Below are 15,623 nucleotides of genomic sequence, written 5' to 3' on the forward strand. Positions count from 1 at the left end.
TGCGTGAACAGCCCTGACCGACGTGAGCAATGACCGCGCTTAAGAACACCGCACAGCGGTACGGCTCCGTCGCCATCGCGCTCCACTGGCTGATGGCGGTGTTGCTCATTGGCCTGATCGCACTTGGCCTGTATATGAGCGGCCTGCCGGACGTCGGGTTCGACAAGAAGAAAATCGAGCTGGTGCTGTTGCACAAGGAATACGGCATATTGGCGCTGGGACTGGCCGTAGTGCGACTGGCATGGCGCCTCGGCAATGTGCTGCCGGCGCTGGCGGAGCAGTTCCCCGACTGGCAAAAGGTGGCGGCGCGGTTTGTTCACCTCTGTTTCTACGCTTTGATGTTCGCCCTGCCGGTGACCGGCTGGTTGATGTCTTCCGCCGCGGCCATTCCGGTATACGCCTTCGGGGTCCGGCTGCCGGACCTGATTGCCCAGAATGATTATCGGTTCCAGGTGCTGCTCGAGATTCACAAATGGCTGGGCTACGCATTGATCGGCTTTATCGCGATCCACGCAGGCGCGGCGTTAAGGCACCACTTCCTTTCCGGCGACAACACCCTGACAAAGATGCTGCCCGGAACGGGCAGCCAGGGCTGACTCAGGGCATCTCCGCGAGTACAAACCAGGCGACCTGTTGCAGGGTTTTTGCGGCGGCCTCGTTGGCGGCCACGACGCCGGCGTAGGGGGTCTGCTGCAACAGGGGTTCGCGCAGGGAGATGGCCCGTTCGGCGATCACCCGGTTCGATCCGCCATCGACCAGCTGCACCCGCAGGGACAGCTGCAGGGTGGCCGGCTCGGAAGTGAAGTCCTGCGTCAGCTCCAGGATCTCGGTCCGCAGCGCATAGTGGTAGGGGCCGAAGTAGGGCGGGCTGAGAACGGCATGGAAGTAGTGGGTGTTTTCCAGCGTTCGGGCCAGCAGGGGCTGCAGCATCTGCGCCGGTGTTGCGCCCCATTCGTGCCGGCTGAAGTACTCAACCTGGTGTGGCCGGAGGCGGTAGGCCATCCGTACGGTGTCGTAGACGGGGTTGATGGCCGGCGGCAGCACCATCAATGTGGCGGCATGGGTGTCCCGCCGGGGGAGTTCGGCAGGCAGCTGGTCGATCACGCCCACCTGGATATCGTCCTCTACCGGGGAGAACAGCGAACAGCCGGCAAGTACAGCTATGGACAGTGCCGCCAGCAGGATGCCGGCCCGGGCGCAGGCCCGGTGGCGCACGCGACGGATTGCGTTCATTCGCTTTCGCCCGGGCCAAGCGGTGGCTGGGCGCTGCCGCGCAGCAGGATTGACGGGTCGCGATTGATCTTGACCGTCAGGCGCTCCATCGAATTGGTCAGCCTGCCCAGGGCGGTCATGGTCCGGTACGCCTCGGGCAGCACCTGCTGCTGGAGTGCGTTGACCGAGTCATTGCCCGAGTCCAGCAGCGGTCCCAGCCTGCCGCTGGCGGCCTCGGTGTTGGTGATAATGGTGCTGAGTCTCTCCTGGTGCCCGGCCAGCATACGGCTCACCTGCTGCAGGGCCTGGACCGTGTCGGTGCTGGAATCCAGCAGTGGCTCGAGCCGGCGGCTGGCCCGCTCGGTGTTGGCGATGAGGGAGCCGAGTTTTTCCTGGTTCTCCGCCAGTGTGTGGCTGACGCGCTGCAGGTCCTGCACGGTAGCGCGGAGCGAGGCAATGGTTTTCTCGTCCAGCAGGGTATGCAGCAGGTCGGTCAGCTGCTGTACGTTCTGGTTGACCTGGCTGATGGCGGTATCCAGGCTCACAACCCGGGACGGGGCAGTGGGTATCTGCGGGTAGCGGTCGCCGGGGGCGGCGGTGAGTGGTCCCTGGCCTGTGCCGGTATTTTCCAGCAGGACGTACACGTACCCGGTGAATCCCCGGGTGGCGAGTCCGCGGGCGGTGATGGTGGCGACGGTCGCCCGGGAGATGGGGGCGTCATTTTCCACCTCAAACAGGATGCGGACAGAGTGGGGGCCGGTCAGCTCGACCTGCGTGACCCTCCCCACATCCACCCCGTGGAACTCCACCGGCGCACCGGCGATCAGCCCGGAGACGGAATCCTCGGTGACAATCTGGTAAGTCGTAAACCGGCCCGCTGCCAGGTAGTACCAGAGTGCCCAGGCCACAAGGCCAAGCAGCACTACCATCACGAATGCCAGCCTTGCCCGGTTCGCTATGCTGATTGTCATCGGGCTTCCTCCGCTGCTGGGGGATTGGCCGGGGTCGTGGCCACACCAAGTCTAGATCAAACCGCGACAAGCTAAATGGATATGCCGACAACTGCGTTGATTGGCGAAGTTGCCGGGTGCATGCCAAGACACAGGTAGTCCAAGCAATCGATGCGGGAGGGAGCCGTATATGAGTAGCAATGTAGAGCAGAATATTCGCCCGGAGTACGACCAGGTAATCCAGGATATCGCTGACTATGTCCTGGATTACGGGATCGAGTCGGAAGAGGCCTGGGACACGGCGCGCTACTGCCTGATGGACTCGATTGGCTGTGGGCTGCTGGCGCTGGGCTTTCCCGAGTGCACCAAGCTGCTGGGTCCGGTGGTCGACGGCACCTCGGTGCCCCATGGTGCGCGCGTACCGGGAACAAGGCTCAGCCTGGACCCGGTGAAGGCGGCCTGGGATATCGGCTGTATTGTCCGCTGGCTGGATTACAACGATACCTGGCTGGCGGCGGAGTGGGGCCACCCGTCGGATAACCTGGGGGCGATCCTGGCGGTGGCGGACCACCTGTCCCGGCAGAATGTCGCTCAGGGAAGCGAGCCGTTCAGGGTGCGCGATGTGCTGGATGCCATGATCCGCGCCCACGAGATCCAGGGCGTGCTGGCGCTGGAAAACAGCTTCAACCGGGTGGGCCTGGACCACGTGCTGCTGGTGCGTGTGGCCTCCACGGCGGTGGCCGCGAAGTTGATGGGCGGCGATCGGGAGCAGGTGATGGCGGCGGTGTCCCATGCCTGGGCGGACGGTGGGGCGCTGCGGACCTACCGCCACGCCCCCAATGCCGGCTCGCGGAAGTCCTGGGCCGCCGGTGATGCCAGCAGTCGCGGCGTGTTGCTGGCAGGCCTCAGTATGCGTGGCGAGATGGGCGTCCCCGGGGCGCTCACGGCGAAACAGTGGGGCTTCTACGATGTGTCATTCAGCAAGACCAATGCCGACCAGAAGGTAAAACCGGAGGGGGACCGCCAGTTTAAGTTTCCTCGGGACTATGGCTGTTACGTGATGGAAAACATCCTGTTCAAGATCTCGTTTCCCGCCGAGTTCCACAGCCAGACCGCCTGTGAGGCGGCTGTAATCCTGCACCCCCAGGTCCGGGACCGGCTGGATGAGATCGACCGGGTTGTGATCACCACCCACGAGTCCGCCATCCGTATTATTTCCAAGGAAGGACCGCTGGCGAACCCGGCGGACCGCGACCATTGCCTGCAATACATGACGGCGGTACCACTGATATTCGGGGAGCTGCGGGCCGAGCACTACGAAGATGGTTTCCATAGCGCACACCCGGAGATCGACCGGTTGCGTGAGAAAATGGAGGTTATCGAGGAGCCGCGCTATTCGGCCGACTACCTGGATCCGGACAAGCGCTCCATCGCCAATGCGGTGCAGGTGTTCTTCAGCGATGGCAGTGCCACCGAGCAGGTGGCCGTGGAATACCCGGTGGGGCATCGCCGCCGGAGGGCAGAGGGAATTCCCCTGCTCGAACAAAAATTCCGGGACAGCCTGGCCACCCGTTTTCCACGCCGGCGCTGTGACGAAATTTTTGCCCTCTGCAGCGACCGGGAATCCCTGGAGCGGTTGCCGGTTTGCGAGTTTATGGATCGGCTGGCGATCTAGGCCGGAGAGGGGAGAGGGGAGAGGGGAAAGTTAAGCGGAACAGTGCAGCCACCAAAAAAAGAAACCCGGCGCGGGGCCGGGTTTCAGGGCAGGTAACTGCTCCGGATGGATCAGAACTTCAGTTCGGTACCAAGGCCGAAGTAGCTGCGCTCGTAGTCGTTGGCTGCGGTCTCGTCGGTAACGAAGGCGAATACCTTGGCCGCGCTGGACATCTTGTAGTCCAGGCCCAGGCTGTAGGTTTCCGCATCTTCCACAACGATGTCGGACTGGCCGTACTGGGCCTTCATGGTCCAGGCGTTGATCTTGTAGGCGGCGGAGGTCATCCAGCCGTCCTGGGTGCTGCCATCGGGCTTTTCCTGCTCTTCGAACAGGGCGCCTACCTGCACCGGGCCGATGTTGTACTGGCTCACCAGGCGCTGCACGTTCCAGTCGTTGGCTTCCACGTCCTGGTCGAAGGCGTAGGCCACGTAGATGCCGTTATTGTCGTAGGCGAAAGACACGGAAGTGCCGTTATCGCGGGTGATCACGTTGCCGTTCTCGTCCAGCAGCGGTGCGCCTTCGCTGTCGGTCAGTTCCTCGTCACCGTGGCTGATGTAGGCGGCGGTAGCCTTGAAACCACCGAAGGACGGGGTGGAATACTGGAGGTTGTTGGCTTCGCGGTTGTCGCTCTTGGTGATGACACTCTTGATGTCACCTTCCAGGTCACCGAACAGGTCGACTTTCTTCTGGGCCTTCTTCAGCGGGGTATCGAATTTGCCGCCGATCACCTGACCGAAACCGCCCTCGAGGCCGGCGTAGATGTTGCGCTGCTTGAAAATCTCTTCAGCCTCGCCGTCGACATCGGTCTCGTATTCCATCTTGTAGATGCCCGTCAGGCCATTGTCGAAAGGCAGCTCGCCCTTTACACCCAGGCGGGAGGCATTGCTCTTCAGGCCGGTGGTGGAGCCTTCGCCCTCATCGGCGGACTGGAAAGTCACATTAGCCTTGCCGTAAAGATCCAGCGCCTTTGATTCGTCTTGCGCATTAGCCAGGGTCGGGACCACGGCAACGATAGCCAGGGAGATAGCGGTCTTTTTCATCGGTCGTCTCGCACAGTTTTTGGTTGAGATTCAGGTAGGCCGTTTATTTGTCCAATCGCCGGCCGTCCCTTGAGTTGCTGCGCATTCTGCGGGGGCTTTATTACAAAAACGTTAAAGAAGACATTTTTTTTGCTGTTGTGTGACTGGCTGGTGCCGTTTCCGGCGGCTCGGGGACGTGAAAACGGCATTTTTGCCTGAAAATCGAGCAGCTGGGGTTTGCATGGCTCCGAGCCCTGTGGCAGAAGTGCATCATATTGGGAGCGGTGCAAAAGGAATTGCCATGCAGGAATCATCGGCCACAGGATCCGCCGGTCGTATCGGGACACCGGTAACCACGGCTGCCGGCAGGGAGCAGGAGGCGCCTGCGGCCTGTTCCCCGGTCCTCTTGCTCTGGTCATATTCCCTGGGCGTTGCCGGCACCGGTCTCCTGCCCGAATTGCCCGGCTGGCCTGCCTGGTTGGTGGCTGCCAGCGCTGCTGTACTCTCCTGCGCGTTGCCCAGGCACCTGCGCCGATACCTGCCGCTCGTGCTCGCGGCCTGCCTGGGCTCTGCCTGGGCGCTCTGGCATAACCAACAGGCGCTGCTGAATCGCTTGCCCCCGGATCTGCACGGCACCGACTTCCTGCTGCCGGTGGAGATTGTTTCGCTGCCGGAGAGATCATCTCCCGTCAACGGCAGACAGGACATACGGTTCAGGGCGCGGGTGCTGCCAACAGAGACCGGCCCTCTCGTGGGACAGCAGCTGCGATTGAGTTGGTATCGCGCCGGTACCGATGTTTGCGCGCAACTGGAGGCGGGTACCCGCTGGCTGCTGCCGGTCCGCCTCAAGCGGCCTCGGGGCAGCGTCAATCCCCATGGCTTCGACTATGAGGGATGGCTGCTACGCCAGGGAATCTACGCTACCGGTTACGTTCGCCCCGGAGATGCGGAGCCGCGCCTCCTGGGCCGGTCATCGGGTATCCCGGCGGTGCGAGAGTGGCTGCGGGACCGGCTTGTGCGGCAGGCGCCGCCGCGACCGGAGCTGATACGGGCGCTATTGCTCGGGGACCGCAGTAGCCTCAGTGGGGCAGACGAGCAACTGTTGCGCGCCACCGGCACCGCCCACCTGGTGGCGATATCGGGGCTTCACGTGGGCCTGGTGGCCGGTTTTTTTGCGCTTGCTGCGGCGATACTGATTCGTTTGCTGGGTGTCGCGGGCTGGCACCTGCCGCCTGCGATCGCGGGGGGCTGCGCGATCCTGGCGGCACTCGTGTACACGTTGCTCGCCGGCGCACCGTTATCCGCCCAACGGGCCCTGGCAATGACGGTCGTAATAACGCTGGCCTTGTGCTGGCGGCGACGTATCAGTGGCGGGCTAGCCTATGGAGCCGCACTGGCGCTCGTCTTGACGCTGCAGCCACTCGCCATATTCAGTCCCGGCTTCTGGCTGTCGTTCGTTGCGGTCGCGGCCCTGCTGCTGGCTTTCTCCGGCAGGAGTGCTGTCGACCGGGGTGAGGGCGCGCGTCGCTGGCCGCGCGGTCTTTGGCGAGGGGTGGTGGGACTGGTCCGTGGCCAGTGGGTGATAACCCTGTTCCTGCTGGTGCCCTCTGCCTACTTCTTCTCCGGGGTAAGCACGGTGGGCTTCGCGGTGAACCTGGTTGCGATCCCCTGGATCGGATTCGGAATCCTCCCTTTGCTGATGCTGGGTGCACTGCTCGGGGGGGACGGCATTGGCGGGCAGCTGGTGGTCGCGGCCGGACAGCAACTGGAGCTACTAATGTCGCTGCTGGCCGAAGCTGGTGCTGCAGGGACCTGGCGATCACTGGGCTACAGTGCTGGCCCGATGGGCCTGGTGCTCTGCGCCACAGGCCTGTTTTTGCTGGCCCTGCCACGGGGGACCCCGGGCCGCCACCTGGGCTGGTTGTTTGCCTTGGTCCTTGTGGGTCCGTTCGCATATCCGGAACACCACGAGAGGGGATCATTGCGGGTAGCGGTGTTCGATGTGGGACAGGGCCTGGCGTTGCTGGTCGGCGCGGGAAAGCACCACCTTTTATATGATACCGGGCCCCGGTCCCGCAGCGGCTGGAATGCCGGTGAAGCAATCCTGGCGCCCTACCTTCAAGGGGAGGGCATAGGGCTGCTTGATACGGTGGTAATCAGTCACGGGGACAGCGATCACAGCGGCGGCCTGGAGGGGTTGCTGCAGCGGGTTGCTGTCGGGCAGGTGCGCGCACCGGGCGGGTTGGCCCGCCGTGTGGGGGATTCGACGGGGATCCCGGTTGGTGAGTGTCGCGCGGGAAGCACCTATTCCCTGGGGCAGGCTGTGGTGAAAGTGCTCTGGCCGGCAGATACCACGGTCAGTGGCGAGGAAAACGACCACAGCTGTGTGCTCGCCCTGCATTGGCGAGGGGTGCGGATCCTGCTGGCGGGGGATATCTCCGCACGCGTGGAGGCGCGCCTCGTGAGGCGGTACCCGGCGCTGGGGGCTTTTGACCTCCTGCTCGCACCCCATCATGGTTCGCGGTCCTCTTCCTCACCAGCTTTTGTCGAGTGGGCCAGTCCACGGCATGTCGTGTTCAGTGCGGGGTTTCGCCATCACTTCGGCCACCCTCATCCGGAGGTGGTTGCCCGGTATGAGGCTGTCGGAGCACAGGTGTATAGCACTGCCGACTCGGGAGCACTAAAATTCGCCTGGCGTCAGCAACCAGAGGACCCTGTTGTCGTTTACGCTCGGGAAGCAGGGCGATTCTGGATAGATGATGCGGCCAAGAAATAACCTTTGCGCTGCAAAAGTGTGGAGTAATGCGCACGGAAGTCCCACTTTTGGTGGGAGCAGGTCTCAGTTTACAGGGTTGGCTGCGCGGGGAACTTCTATTGTGAAGTTGGTCAAATCCAATCTGCTAATAATTGTTAGCCTTTGATAATGCTCAGAGAGTGCGCGACTGCTCAAAAATTGAGCTGTGCAGTCCGGCGACCCAGCCGGGTTGACATAGTGCCGGAAGCAGGGGCACGAGCAAAGAGATGTGGTGTGTTTTGATGAAGAGTTACATGAATAAGAAACTTCTTTCCGGGGTTGTCGTTACGGTGGCTGCATTGTCTGCCAACCCGGCCCTGGCGGAGCCGGAGTGGAAATACTCCCTCGGCACTGACATCAGCAGCGGTGATTACGGTGATTCTGTGGAAACGGATATCGTTTCCACCCCATTTACCGTGAGTTACAAGCCCTCTGCCAGCTGGACCTTCAAGGCTTCGCTGCCATTCGTGCAGATCGAGGGCCCCGGTGGTGTCGTGCCCGGCGGTGATGGCGGCGTTGTCGTGGGGCGCGGCAACGGCGGTGGTTTTGGTCCGGGAAACGGAAACGGCGGAGCGGTTGAGACTGATGTTGAAACCGTGAAGGAATCGGGTATCGGTGACCTGTGGCTTACCGGCACATACAGCCTCGACCCGATCGGCGAGCGCTGGTTTGTTGATCTCTCCGGGAAATACAAGGTGCCGACCGCTGACGAGGAAAAAGGGCTGGGTACCGGCGAGCCGGACTACACCCTGCAGGCCGAGGTTTTTACGATCGTCGGTGACTTTACTCCGTTTGCCACCCTTGCGCGCAAGATGAAGGGTGACTTACCGGAAACCGAACTCAAGGATGTCTGGTACACGTCGGTGGGCAGTGGTTACCGCCTGGGTAGTAATACCAGTGTGGGTGTATCCCTGGACTACCAGCAGGCAACAACCGAAACCAACGACCCCTCTACGGAACTGTTTGGTTATATGAACCAGAAATTGAGTGAGCAATGGAGCGGTATGCTCTACGCCTATAAGGGACTTTCTGATGGCAGCCCGGACTTTGGTTTTGGTGTCCAGGTCAGTTACCGTCCGGGCCAGTAACCGGCGGTTTATTTTTTTAAACAGGAGAACGAGCGATGAAGATTCCCTACAAGACAGCAGTACTTCCCGCTGTGCTTTCTGCCATGCTCGCGGGTGCGGTCTGGGCCCAGGACGAGATGCCGGATAATGATGCAACTGATACCGAAGTTGTAGAATCGGTTGGCGATGTTTCCTCCGGCAATGTTGCCGGAATGTTCAGTGATTTCCTTGGTGAGGATTCCCAGAACTATGTGGAAGGCCTGCGCAGCGGCGAGCTGACCTATGTACCGCCGGAAGATGCCGAAGGTGGTGCAGAGGGTGACGCCGCAGAGGATGTTGCTGAAACCGACGATGTAGAGGGTGTCGAAGGTGAGGAAACCACCGTTGGCATGGGCTACGGCAATGTGGTGATCACCCTGGCGCTGGCGGAGCAGCTGGCCATGGCTTCTGCCGCCGAGGCGCTTGAGGGTGAGACCGGCATGACTGCCGATGACGCCATCAATGAAGTCCTGTACATGCGTGTCGAAGAGGGCATGGGCTGGGGCCAGATCGCCAAGGCGATGGGCTTCAATCTGGGCGAGATCATGAGCGGAATCCACTCCAACCGCCCGGAAACCGCCGGCATGGCCAAAGCCGACAAAATGACCGGCCATGACAAGCGTGCCGAGAAAGCCGTATCGATGGAAAAAGGCATGAAGCCCGATACCGCCGGCCCGAAGATGGCCAAGCCGGAGCGCCCGGCCAAGCTGGAGCGTCCCACCAAGCCTGAGCGCCCGGAGAAGCCGGAGCGTCCGGAGAAGCCCGCCAAGCCGGAGCGTCCGGGACGCTGATCGAATACTGGTGGCCCAGGCCACCAGGCGTCGAACCTGAACCGCCGGTCTCCCGGCGGTTTTTTTATGGGCCAGGTGCAACAACCCTGTTCCTGTGCCACGGTGTAACCGGTGTCACAGACAGGGAAAAGACGCGCTTGGCAAGACTTAGCTGGCGCCAAGAGCTGTGGTAGAGTGCTGCTCTACCTTTCGCAGTACGGGTAATAAAAAAAGTGTTAGAGATAATAAAGTCCGGTGGCTGGCTGATGCTGCCGATCCTGCTCTGTTCCGTCGCGGTTATTGCCATTTTTATCGAGCGTCTCTGGACCCTGAATCCCCGCCGCATTGCGCCACGGGGCCTCCTGGGTGAGGTCTGGGGTTGGCTTAAAAACAACCAGATTGACGGCGAAAAACTCAAGGCGCTTCGCGACTCCAGTCCGCTGGGGCGGATTTTTGCCGCGGGCCTGTCAAATTCCCGCCACGGCCGCGATGTAATGAAGGACAGTATCGAGGAGGCCGCCAGCCAGGTCGTTCACGATCTGGAGCGTTTCCTGGGTGCGCTGGGAACCATCGCTGCCGTAGCGCCGCTGATCGGACTGCTGGGAACGGTCGTGGGCATGATCCAGGTATTCACGGCGATCATGCTGGAGGGTACCGGTAACGCCGGTGTGCTGGCAGGGGGCATCAGCCAGGCGCTGATCACCACCGCTGCGGGCCTGACAGTGGCCATCCCCGCGTTGATAGCCCATCGCTATTTCCAGCGCCGGGTGGACACCATCGTGGTCACCATGGAGCAGGAGGCCGTCAAGCTGGTGGACGCCCTGCACAGTGATCGCCGCGTCGAAACAGCCTGAGGAACACAGGATGCAGTTTCGCCGCCAAGCCAGAGAGCAGGATGGGGTCAATCTCACGCCACTGATCGACGTGGTGTTCCTGCTGCTGATATTTTTCATGGTCTCGACCACATTCACCAAGGAGAGCCACCTCAAGCTGGACCTCCCTGAGGCCTCGGGCCCACAGGCCGAGAATCCACCCCGTAGCATTGAGGTGCTGATCAATGCGGATGGCTCCTATTCTGTGGATGGGCGCGCCCTGGTGAACAAAAAACTGACTACCCTGAAATCGGCGCTGTCGGAAGTTTCTGCGGGCGAGTACAATCGCCCCCTGATTATTACTGCCGATGCCACGGCGGAGCACCAGGCTGTGGTGCGAGCCATGGATGCCGCTGGCCAGTTGGGCTTCGTCCACCTGAGCATTACCACGCGGCAACCGGAAGAGAGTTAACCGACAGGGTGCAACTGCCGGGTCGCACGGCGCGACCCGCTTGCCCCCTGAGGCCGGAGACCGCCGGGCCTGAAGCCGCCTGCAGGGGCTGACCGCCGCGCTCCTCCGCCCGTTGTACGATTTGGGTATCTATGGATAAAGCCCCAGTGCTCCCGCCAAGCGGGACAAAGACCTACCGCCGCCTGCTTTCCTACGCCCTGCCTCACTGGTCGATTTTCGGCCTGGCAGTATTGGGTTTCCTCCTGTTCTCCACCATGAACGTGAGCCTGATCGCGGTAACTGAGTTGCTGCTGGACGCAGTGGGTTCCGGCATCCAGCAGGGGCAGGGGTTCCTGGCGAAATGGGTGGCCGGCTACTTCCCCGGTGGCATCATGCCGCAGGAAACGGCGCGGTGGATGGTGCCTCTGGCGATGTTGCTGATTATTGTCCTGCGGGCATCCGGGAACTTCATCGGCAGCTACGGCCTGGCCTATGTGGCCCGCGCGGTGATTCACCAGTTGCGCACCGACCTGTTCGTTAAAATCGGCCAGCTCCCCAGTGCCTACTTTGACCGTTATACGGGCGCTTACCTGATCTCCAAGGTTTCCTATAACGTGGAGCAGGTCACCAACTCCATCACCAAGGCGATGAAGGTGATGATCCGCGAGTCCTTCACCGCACTCGGGTTGCTGACCTACCTGTTGCTGGTGAACTGGAAGTTGACCCTGACCTTCTTCCTGTTTGCGCCGCTGATTGCGTTCATCGTGCGTATCGTCGGCAAGCGATTCCGCAAGCTAAGCCATCGTATCCAGAACAGCATGGGTGATGTCACCCATGTGACCCAGGAGACCATCAACGGCTACCAGGTGGTGCGCATGTATGGCGGCCAGACCTATGAAAATGCCCGGTTCGAGTCCGCCAGTGACAACAATCGCCAACAATTCATGAAGCTGGTGGTGGCCAATAACGGCAGCGTGTCGATTATCCAGATCCTGGTGGGCCTGGCGACTGCATCGATTGTCTGGCTGGCGCTGGCGCCGGGCATGGTCGAGGCGATGACTGCTGGTGTCTTTGCTTCATATATCGGCGCGGCGGCTTCACTGGCCAAGCCGGTGCGGAGCCTTTCGGAAGTCTACGCTGATATCCAGAAGGGTATCGCCGCCGCGGAGAGCATTTTTGATGTCCTGGATTCCCCCCGGGAGCCGGCAGATGGAACCGCGTCACTGCCATCCCCGGTGCACGGTGCGGTCACCTTTGAGCATGTTGGCTTTCGCTATGACGCGGCAGCCCCGGCAGTGTTGAGCGATATCGATATCGAGGTTGCGGCCGGCCAGACGGTGGCACTGGTGGGCGCGTCCGGATCGGGCAAGAGTACCCTGGTCAGCCTGCTGGCACGCTTCTATGATCCGACGAGTGGGCGTATTCTCCTGGACGGGGTCGACATCGCGGATGTCCCGCTCGAGCAGTTGCGGGCCCAGATCAGCATGGTGTCGCAGAACATCGTTTTGTTCAACGATACTGTCTATAACAACATTGCTTACGGTGAGCTTGCGGACTCCCCGCGTGAGGCTGTGGAGCGGGCGGTTGAGCTGGCCCATGCCACTGACTTTGTGGCGGGGCTGCCCGAGGGGCTCGATACGGTGCTGGGGGACAATGCGCAGATGCTTTCCGGTGGCCAGCGCCAGCGCCTGGCGATTGCCCGGGCATTGCTGAAAGACGCGCCGGTACTGATTCTTGACGAGGCAACCTCCGCGCTGGATAACGAGTCCGAGCGCAGTATCCAGGCGGCACTGGCGGAAGTCATGAAGAATCGGACAACCTTCGTGATTGCCCACCGCCTCAGTACGATCGAAGGCGCTGACAGGATCCTGGTAATGGAGCAGGGCCGAATCGTCGAAAGTGGCGATCATCGGGCCCTGGTAGAGCAGGGTGGTCGTTATGCTGCCCTGCTGCAACAGCAGCGAGCGGGATAAACGGATAGATGTCGATGGAAGACTGGTTTAACAAGCAATGGTATCCGGAGCGGAAGCAACTCTCGCCGGTGGCGCTGCTGTCCCCGTTATCGGCCGTCTACAGGGCGGTAACCAGTCGCCGCCGGCGTGCGTTTCGCGAGACGCCTCCCGAGCCGCTGCCGGTACCGGTGATTATCGTGGGTAATATCACGGTCGGAGGCGCGGGCAAGACGCCACTGGTCGCCGAACTGGCGCGCTGGCTGGGAGAGCGGGGTTACAACCCCGGAATCGTCAGCCGCGGGTACGGTGGCCGGGCCAAGGCCTACCCCTACCAGGTCACCGCACAGTCACACCCGCTGGAGTCTGGTGACGAGCCGCTGATGCTGCACCTGATTACCGGTATGCCGGTGATGGTCTCGCCGGACCGCAGTGAGGCTGCGCAGGCCCTGGTGGATTACCACCAGTGTGATGTGATCCTGTCCGACGACGGGCTCCAGCACTACGGTCTGTGGCGAAGCCTGGAGATCTGCGTTATCGATGGCCAGCGTGGGTTGGGCAACCGCCACCTGTTGCCCCGCGGGCCGCTGCGGGAACCACCGGAACGCCTGGACAGTGTCGACCTTGTGGTAGTGAATGGTGAACCTGATTCCCGTATCAGCGACCAGTGCGGCGAGCAGATAGATTTCACCATGAAACTGCAGCCGTCCAACTGGCACCAGTTCAACCTGGACCAGACATCGACACTGAAGCTCGCGTCCGGGCCCGAGGTCGGGCCATGCCACGCGGTAGCAGCGATCGGTAACCCACAGCGCTTTTTCCGCGAGCTGCGCCAGATGGGATACCAGGTCATGGAGCAGGCGTTTGCCGACCACCACCAGTTCAGCCAGCAGGAGCTGCAGTTCGACGGGGAAACCCCTGTGATCATGACCATGAAGGATGCGGTCAAGTGCCGCGACTTCTGGCAGAGCCACTGGTGGGCACTGGAAGTGCGCGCGCTCCTGCCCGACCTTTTCTACCAGCAAATACACCAACACCTGCAAGATTTTTCCCCCGATGAGTGAGCCCCTCTCTTTCGATGTTGTTATTCCCGCGCGCTACGGCTCCAGCCGCTTGCCGGGCAAACCACTGGCGGATATCGCCGGTAAGTCGATGGTCCAGCGTGTCTATGAGCGTGCCGCCGACAGTGCCGCGGAAAGGGTTTTTGTGGCCACTGATGATATGCGCGTGGCCCAGGCAGTGCGGGCCTTCGGTGGCGAAGTCTGCATGACCTCACCGGACCACGCCTCGGGTACCGATCGTCTCCATGAGGTGGCCGCGAACCTGGGGTTGGCCGGAGAGCGTATTCTCGTGAACGTCCAGGGGGATGAACCGCTGATTCCACCGGCAGTGATTGACCAGGTGGCGGCCAACCTGGCCGGCAACCCCGCAGCGGGGGTAGCCACACTGGCGGAGCCCATCCGCGGTGTAGAGGACTTCCTCAACCCCAATATCGTCAAGGTGGTGACTGCGGAATCCGGCCTCGCGCGGTATTTTTCACGCGCGCCGATCCCGTGGCCACGCGATGCGTTCGCGGTACACCAGGCACGCCTGCCCGAGGGATTCACCCCACGGCGCCACATTGGCATTTACGCCTACCGCGTCGCCCTGCTGCAAAAATTTGTCAGCTGGGATATGGCCCCGCTGGAGCGCCTCGAATCCCTGGAGCAGCTGCGATTCCTCTACCACGATGAGAGTATCCACGTAGCGGATGCCTGCGAGGACGTACCGGGCGGCGTGGATACGGAGCAGGACCTGCAGCGCATGCGGACCCTGCTGGCGGACTGAAATGATCCAGTCAGATGTAGACCTGCAGCCCTACAATACGCTCGCGATAGCCGCACGGGCCGCGCATTTCGCGCGCGTCGAAACCCTCGAGCAGCTCCAGGAGGCGTTGGAGTTCGCGCGCCGGAAGCACCTGCCGATCCTGCCCCTGGGTGGGGGGAGCAATATCGTGTTGACCGGCGATTTTCCCGGCCTCGTGGTTCATCTGGACAATCCCGGCCTGTCTATCAGTAAGCAGGGCGACTGCACTTCAATAACGGCTGGTGCCGGGGAGAACTGGCATCGGCTGGTGCTGGCTACAGTGGACCGCGGCCTCGGTGGCCTGGAAAACCTCGCCCTGATCCCCGGTCGTATCGGTGCGGCACCAATCCAGAATATTGGCGCATACGGCGTGGAGCTCCGGGATACTTTCCAGAGCCTGGAGGCCGTACATGTGGCCACCGGGGAGGTTCATCGCTTTTCCGCCGCGGAGTGTGAGTTCGGCTATCGGGACAGCGTCTTCAAGGGCAGGGCGAGGGACCAGTACATCATCACCAGTGTGTGCCTGCACCTGCCCGAAGAGTGGCATCCCCGGACAGATTACCCGGCCCTGCAGCAATACTTCCGTGAGCAACAGGTGGATGCCACCGGGTTGACGCCCCGCGGGGTCGCCGATGCGGTAATCGCGGTGCGTACCAGCAAGCTGCCTGATCCGGGTGTGATCCCCAATGCCGGCAGTTTTTTCAAGAATCCTGTTGTGGACCGGGAGCTGTACCACGAGTTGAAGCAGGCATATCCCGACCTGGTCGCCTACGAAGTGGGGGATCGCTGGAAGCTGGCCGCTGGCTGGTTGATCGACCGTGCCGGTTGGCGGGGCAGGAGGCAGGGCGCGGTAGGTGTGCACGAGCGGCAGGCCCTTGTACTGGTGAACCCCGGCCGGGGTAACGGGGCCGAAGTGACCGGCCTGGCGCGGGAGATTGCGGCTGACATTAAGGCCAGGTATGGCGTGGAACTGGAACCTGAGCCCAGGTATTACCCCTGAC

Annotated in this window: 14 protein-coding genes; 11 read left to right on the forward strand and 3 right to left on the reverse strand. The window is 61.9% G+C overall.

Annotated elements, in window-relative coordinates:
- Nucleotides 1–29: 29 nt before the first annotated feature.
- Nucleotides 30–596 carry a cytochrome b gene (locus LVD11_RS03425; protein ID WP_237056151.1) on the forward strand — a complete coding sequence of 189 codons (567 nt, stop codon included), beginning with the start codon at nt 30–32 and terminating at the stop codon, nt 594–596.
- Nucleotide 597: 1 nt separating this feature from the next.
- Here the strand turns inward: LVD11_RS03425 and LVD11_RS03430 are convergent, their stop codons facing one another.
- Nucleotides 598–1,233, reverse strand: coding sequence for an ABC-type transport auxiliary lipoprotein family protein (locus tag LVD11_RS03430; protein ID WP_237056153.1), 636 nt, complete (start codon nt 1,231–1,233; stop codon nt 598–600).
- A complete protein-coding gene (locus LVD11_RS03435) occupies nt 1,230–2,183 on the reverse strand; it encodes an MlaD family protein (RefSeq protein ID WP_237056161.1) in 954 nt (317 codons plus the stop codon). The genes LVD11_RS03430 and LVD11_RS03435 overlap by 4 nt, the downstream gene beginning before the upstream one ends.
- Before the next feature lie 169 nt (nt 2,184–2,352).
- Between LVD11_RS03435 and prpD the strand changes: the two genes are divergently transcribed.
- Nucleotides 2,353–3,837, forward strand: coding sequence for a 2-methylcitrate dehydratase (gene prpD, locus LVD11_RS03440; RefSeq protein ID WP_237056164.1), 1,485 nt, complete (start codon nt 2,353–2,355; stop codon nt 3,835–3,837).
- A 110-nt stretch (nt 3,838–3,947) separates the two neighbouring features.
- Here prpD and LVD11_RS03445 read toward each other — a convergent pair whose 3' ends face one another.
- The gene (locus LVD11_RS03445) at nt 3,948–4,916 is read right to left on the reverse strand and encodes a porin (protein ID WP_237056166.1); all 969 of its coding nucleotides are present in this window, start codon (nt 4,914–4,916) and stop codon (nt 3,948–3,950) included.
- 280 nt (nt 4,917–5,196) lie between these two features.
- Between LVD11_RS03445 and LVD11_RS03450 the strand changes: the two genes are divergently transcribed.
- From LVD11_RS03450 to murB, 9 genes are all read left to right on the forward strand, one after another.
- A complete protein-coding gene (locus LVD11_RS03450; protein ID WP_237056168.1) occupies nt 5,197–7,671 on the forward strand; it encodes a DNA internalization-related competence protein ComEC/Rec2 in 2,475 nt (824 codons plus the stop codon).
- 272 nt (nt 7,672–7,943) lie between these two features.
- A complete protein-coding gene (locus LVD11_RS03455) occupies nt 7,944–8,777 on the forward strand; it encodes a hypothetical protein (RefSeq protein WP_237056170.1) in 834 nt (277 codons plus the stop codon).
- Between the two features lie 35 nt (nt 8,778–8,812).
- A complete protein-coding gene (locus LVD11_RS03460; protein WP_237056171.1) occupies nt 8,813–9,586 on the forward strand; it encodes a hypothetical protein in 774 nt (257 codons plus the stop codon).
- 212 nt (nt 9,587–9,798) lie between these two features.
- Complete coding sequence (locus tag LVD11_RS03465; protein WP_237056173.1) at nt 9,799–10,419, forward strand: MotA/TolQ/ExbB proton channel family protein; 621 nt, start codon at nt 9,799–9,801, stop codon at nt 10,417–10,419.
- A 10-nt stretch (nt 10,420–10,429) separates the two neighbouring features.
- Nucleotides 10,430–10,849 carry an ExbD/TolR family protein gene (locus LVD11_RS03470; protein ID WP_237056183.1) on the forward strand — a complete coding sequence of 140 codons (420 nt, stop codon included), beginning with the start codon at nt 10,430–10,432 and terminating at the stop codon, nt 10,847–10,849.
- Between the two features lie 131 nt (nt 10,850–10,980).
- Complete coding sequence (gene msbA, locus LVD11_RS03475) at nt 10,981–12,801, forward strand: lipid A export permease/ATP-binding protein MsbA (protein WP_237056185.1); 1,821 nt, start codon at nt 10,981–10,983, stop codon at nt 12,799–12,801.
- A 14-nt stretch (nt 12,802–12,815) separates the two neighbouring features.
- Nucleotides 12,816–13,841 (forward strand): tetraacyldisaccharide 4'-kinase, encoded by a 1,026-nt coding sequence (gene lpxK / locus LVD11_RS03480; RefSeq protein ID WP_237056194.1) that lies wholly within the window; start codon nt 12,816–12,818, stop codon nt 13,839–13,841.
- Nucleotides 13,834–14,604 (forward strand): 3-deoxy-manno-octulosonate cytidylyltransferase, encoded by a 771-nt coding sequence (gene kdsB, locus LVD11_RS03485; protein ID WP_237056196.1) that lies wholly within the window; start codon nt 13,834–13,836, stop codon nt 14,602–14,604. The genes lpxK and kdsB overlap by 8 nt, the downstream gene beginning before the upstream one ends.
- Nucleotide 14,605: 1 nt before the next feature.
- A complete protein-coding gene (murB, locus tag LVD11_RS03490; RefSeq protein ID WP_237056198.1) occupies nt 14,606–15,622 on the forward strand; it encodes a UDP-N-acetylmuramate dehydrogenase in 1,017 nt (338 codons plus the stop codon).
- Nucleotide 15,623 lies beyond the last annotated feature (1 nt).

The sequence above is a fragment of the Microbulbifer sediminum genome (genome assembly GCF_021729035.1).
Taxonomy (GTDB): Bacteria; Pseudomonadota; Gammaproteobacteria; order Pseudomonadales; family Cellvibrionaceae; genus Microbulbifer; species Microbulbifer sediminum.

Bases quoted from the DNA above. Each gene is read 5' to 3' on its own strand.
- LVD11_RS03460 (WP_237056171.1), top strand. From the start codon at position 8,813: ATGAAGATTCCCTACAAGACAGCAGTACTTCCCGCTGTGCTTTCTGCC.
- msbA (WP_237056185.1), top strand. From the start codon at position 10,981: ATGGATAAAGCCCCAGTGCTCCCGCCAAGCGGGACAAAGACCTACCGC.
- kdsB (WP_237056196.1), top strand. From the start codon at position 13,834: ATGAGTGAGCCCCTCTCTTTCGATGTTGTTATTCCCGCGCGCTACGGC.
- LVD11_RS03435 (WP_237056161.1), bottom strand. From the start codon at position 2,183: ATGACAATCAGCATAGCGAACCGGGCAAGGCTGGCATTCGTGATGGTA.
- LVD11_RS03450 (WP_237056168.1), top strand. From the start codon at position 5,197: ATGCAGGAATCATCGGCCACAGGATCCGCCGGTCGTATCGGGACACCG.
- lpxK (WP_237056194.1), top strand. From the start codon at position 12,816: ATGGAAGACTGGTTTAACAAGCAATGGTATCCGGAGCGGAAGCAACTC.
- LVD11_RS03455 (WP_237056170.1), top strand. From the start codon at position 7,944: ATGAATAAGAAACTTCTTTCCGGGGTTGTCGTTACGGTGGCTGCATTG.
- LVD11_RS03425 (WP_237056151.1), top strand. From the start codon at position 30: ATGACCGCGCTTAAGAACACCGCACAGCGGTACGGCTCCGTCGCCATC.
- murB (WP_237056198.1), top strand. From the start codon at position 14,606: ATGATCCAGTCAGATGTAGACCTGCAGCCCTACAATACGCTCGCGATA.
- prpD (WP_237056164.1), top strand. From the start codon at position 2,353: ATGAGTAGCAATGTAGAGCAGAATATTCGCCCGGAGTACGACCAGGTA.
- LVD11_RS03445 (WP_237056166.1), bottom strand. From the start codon at position 4,916: ATGAAAAAGACCGCTATCTCCCTGGCTATCGTTGCCGTGGTCCCGACC.
- LVD11_RS03470 (WP_237056183.1), top strand. From the start codon at position 10,430: ATGCAGTTTCGCCGCCAAGCCAGAGAGCAGGATGGGGTCAATCTCACG.
- LVD11_RS03430 (WP_237056153.1), bottom strand. From the start codon at position 1,233: ATGAACGCAATCCGTCGCGTGCGCCACCGGGCCTGCGCCCGGGCCGGC.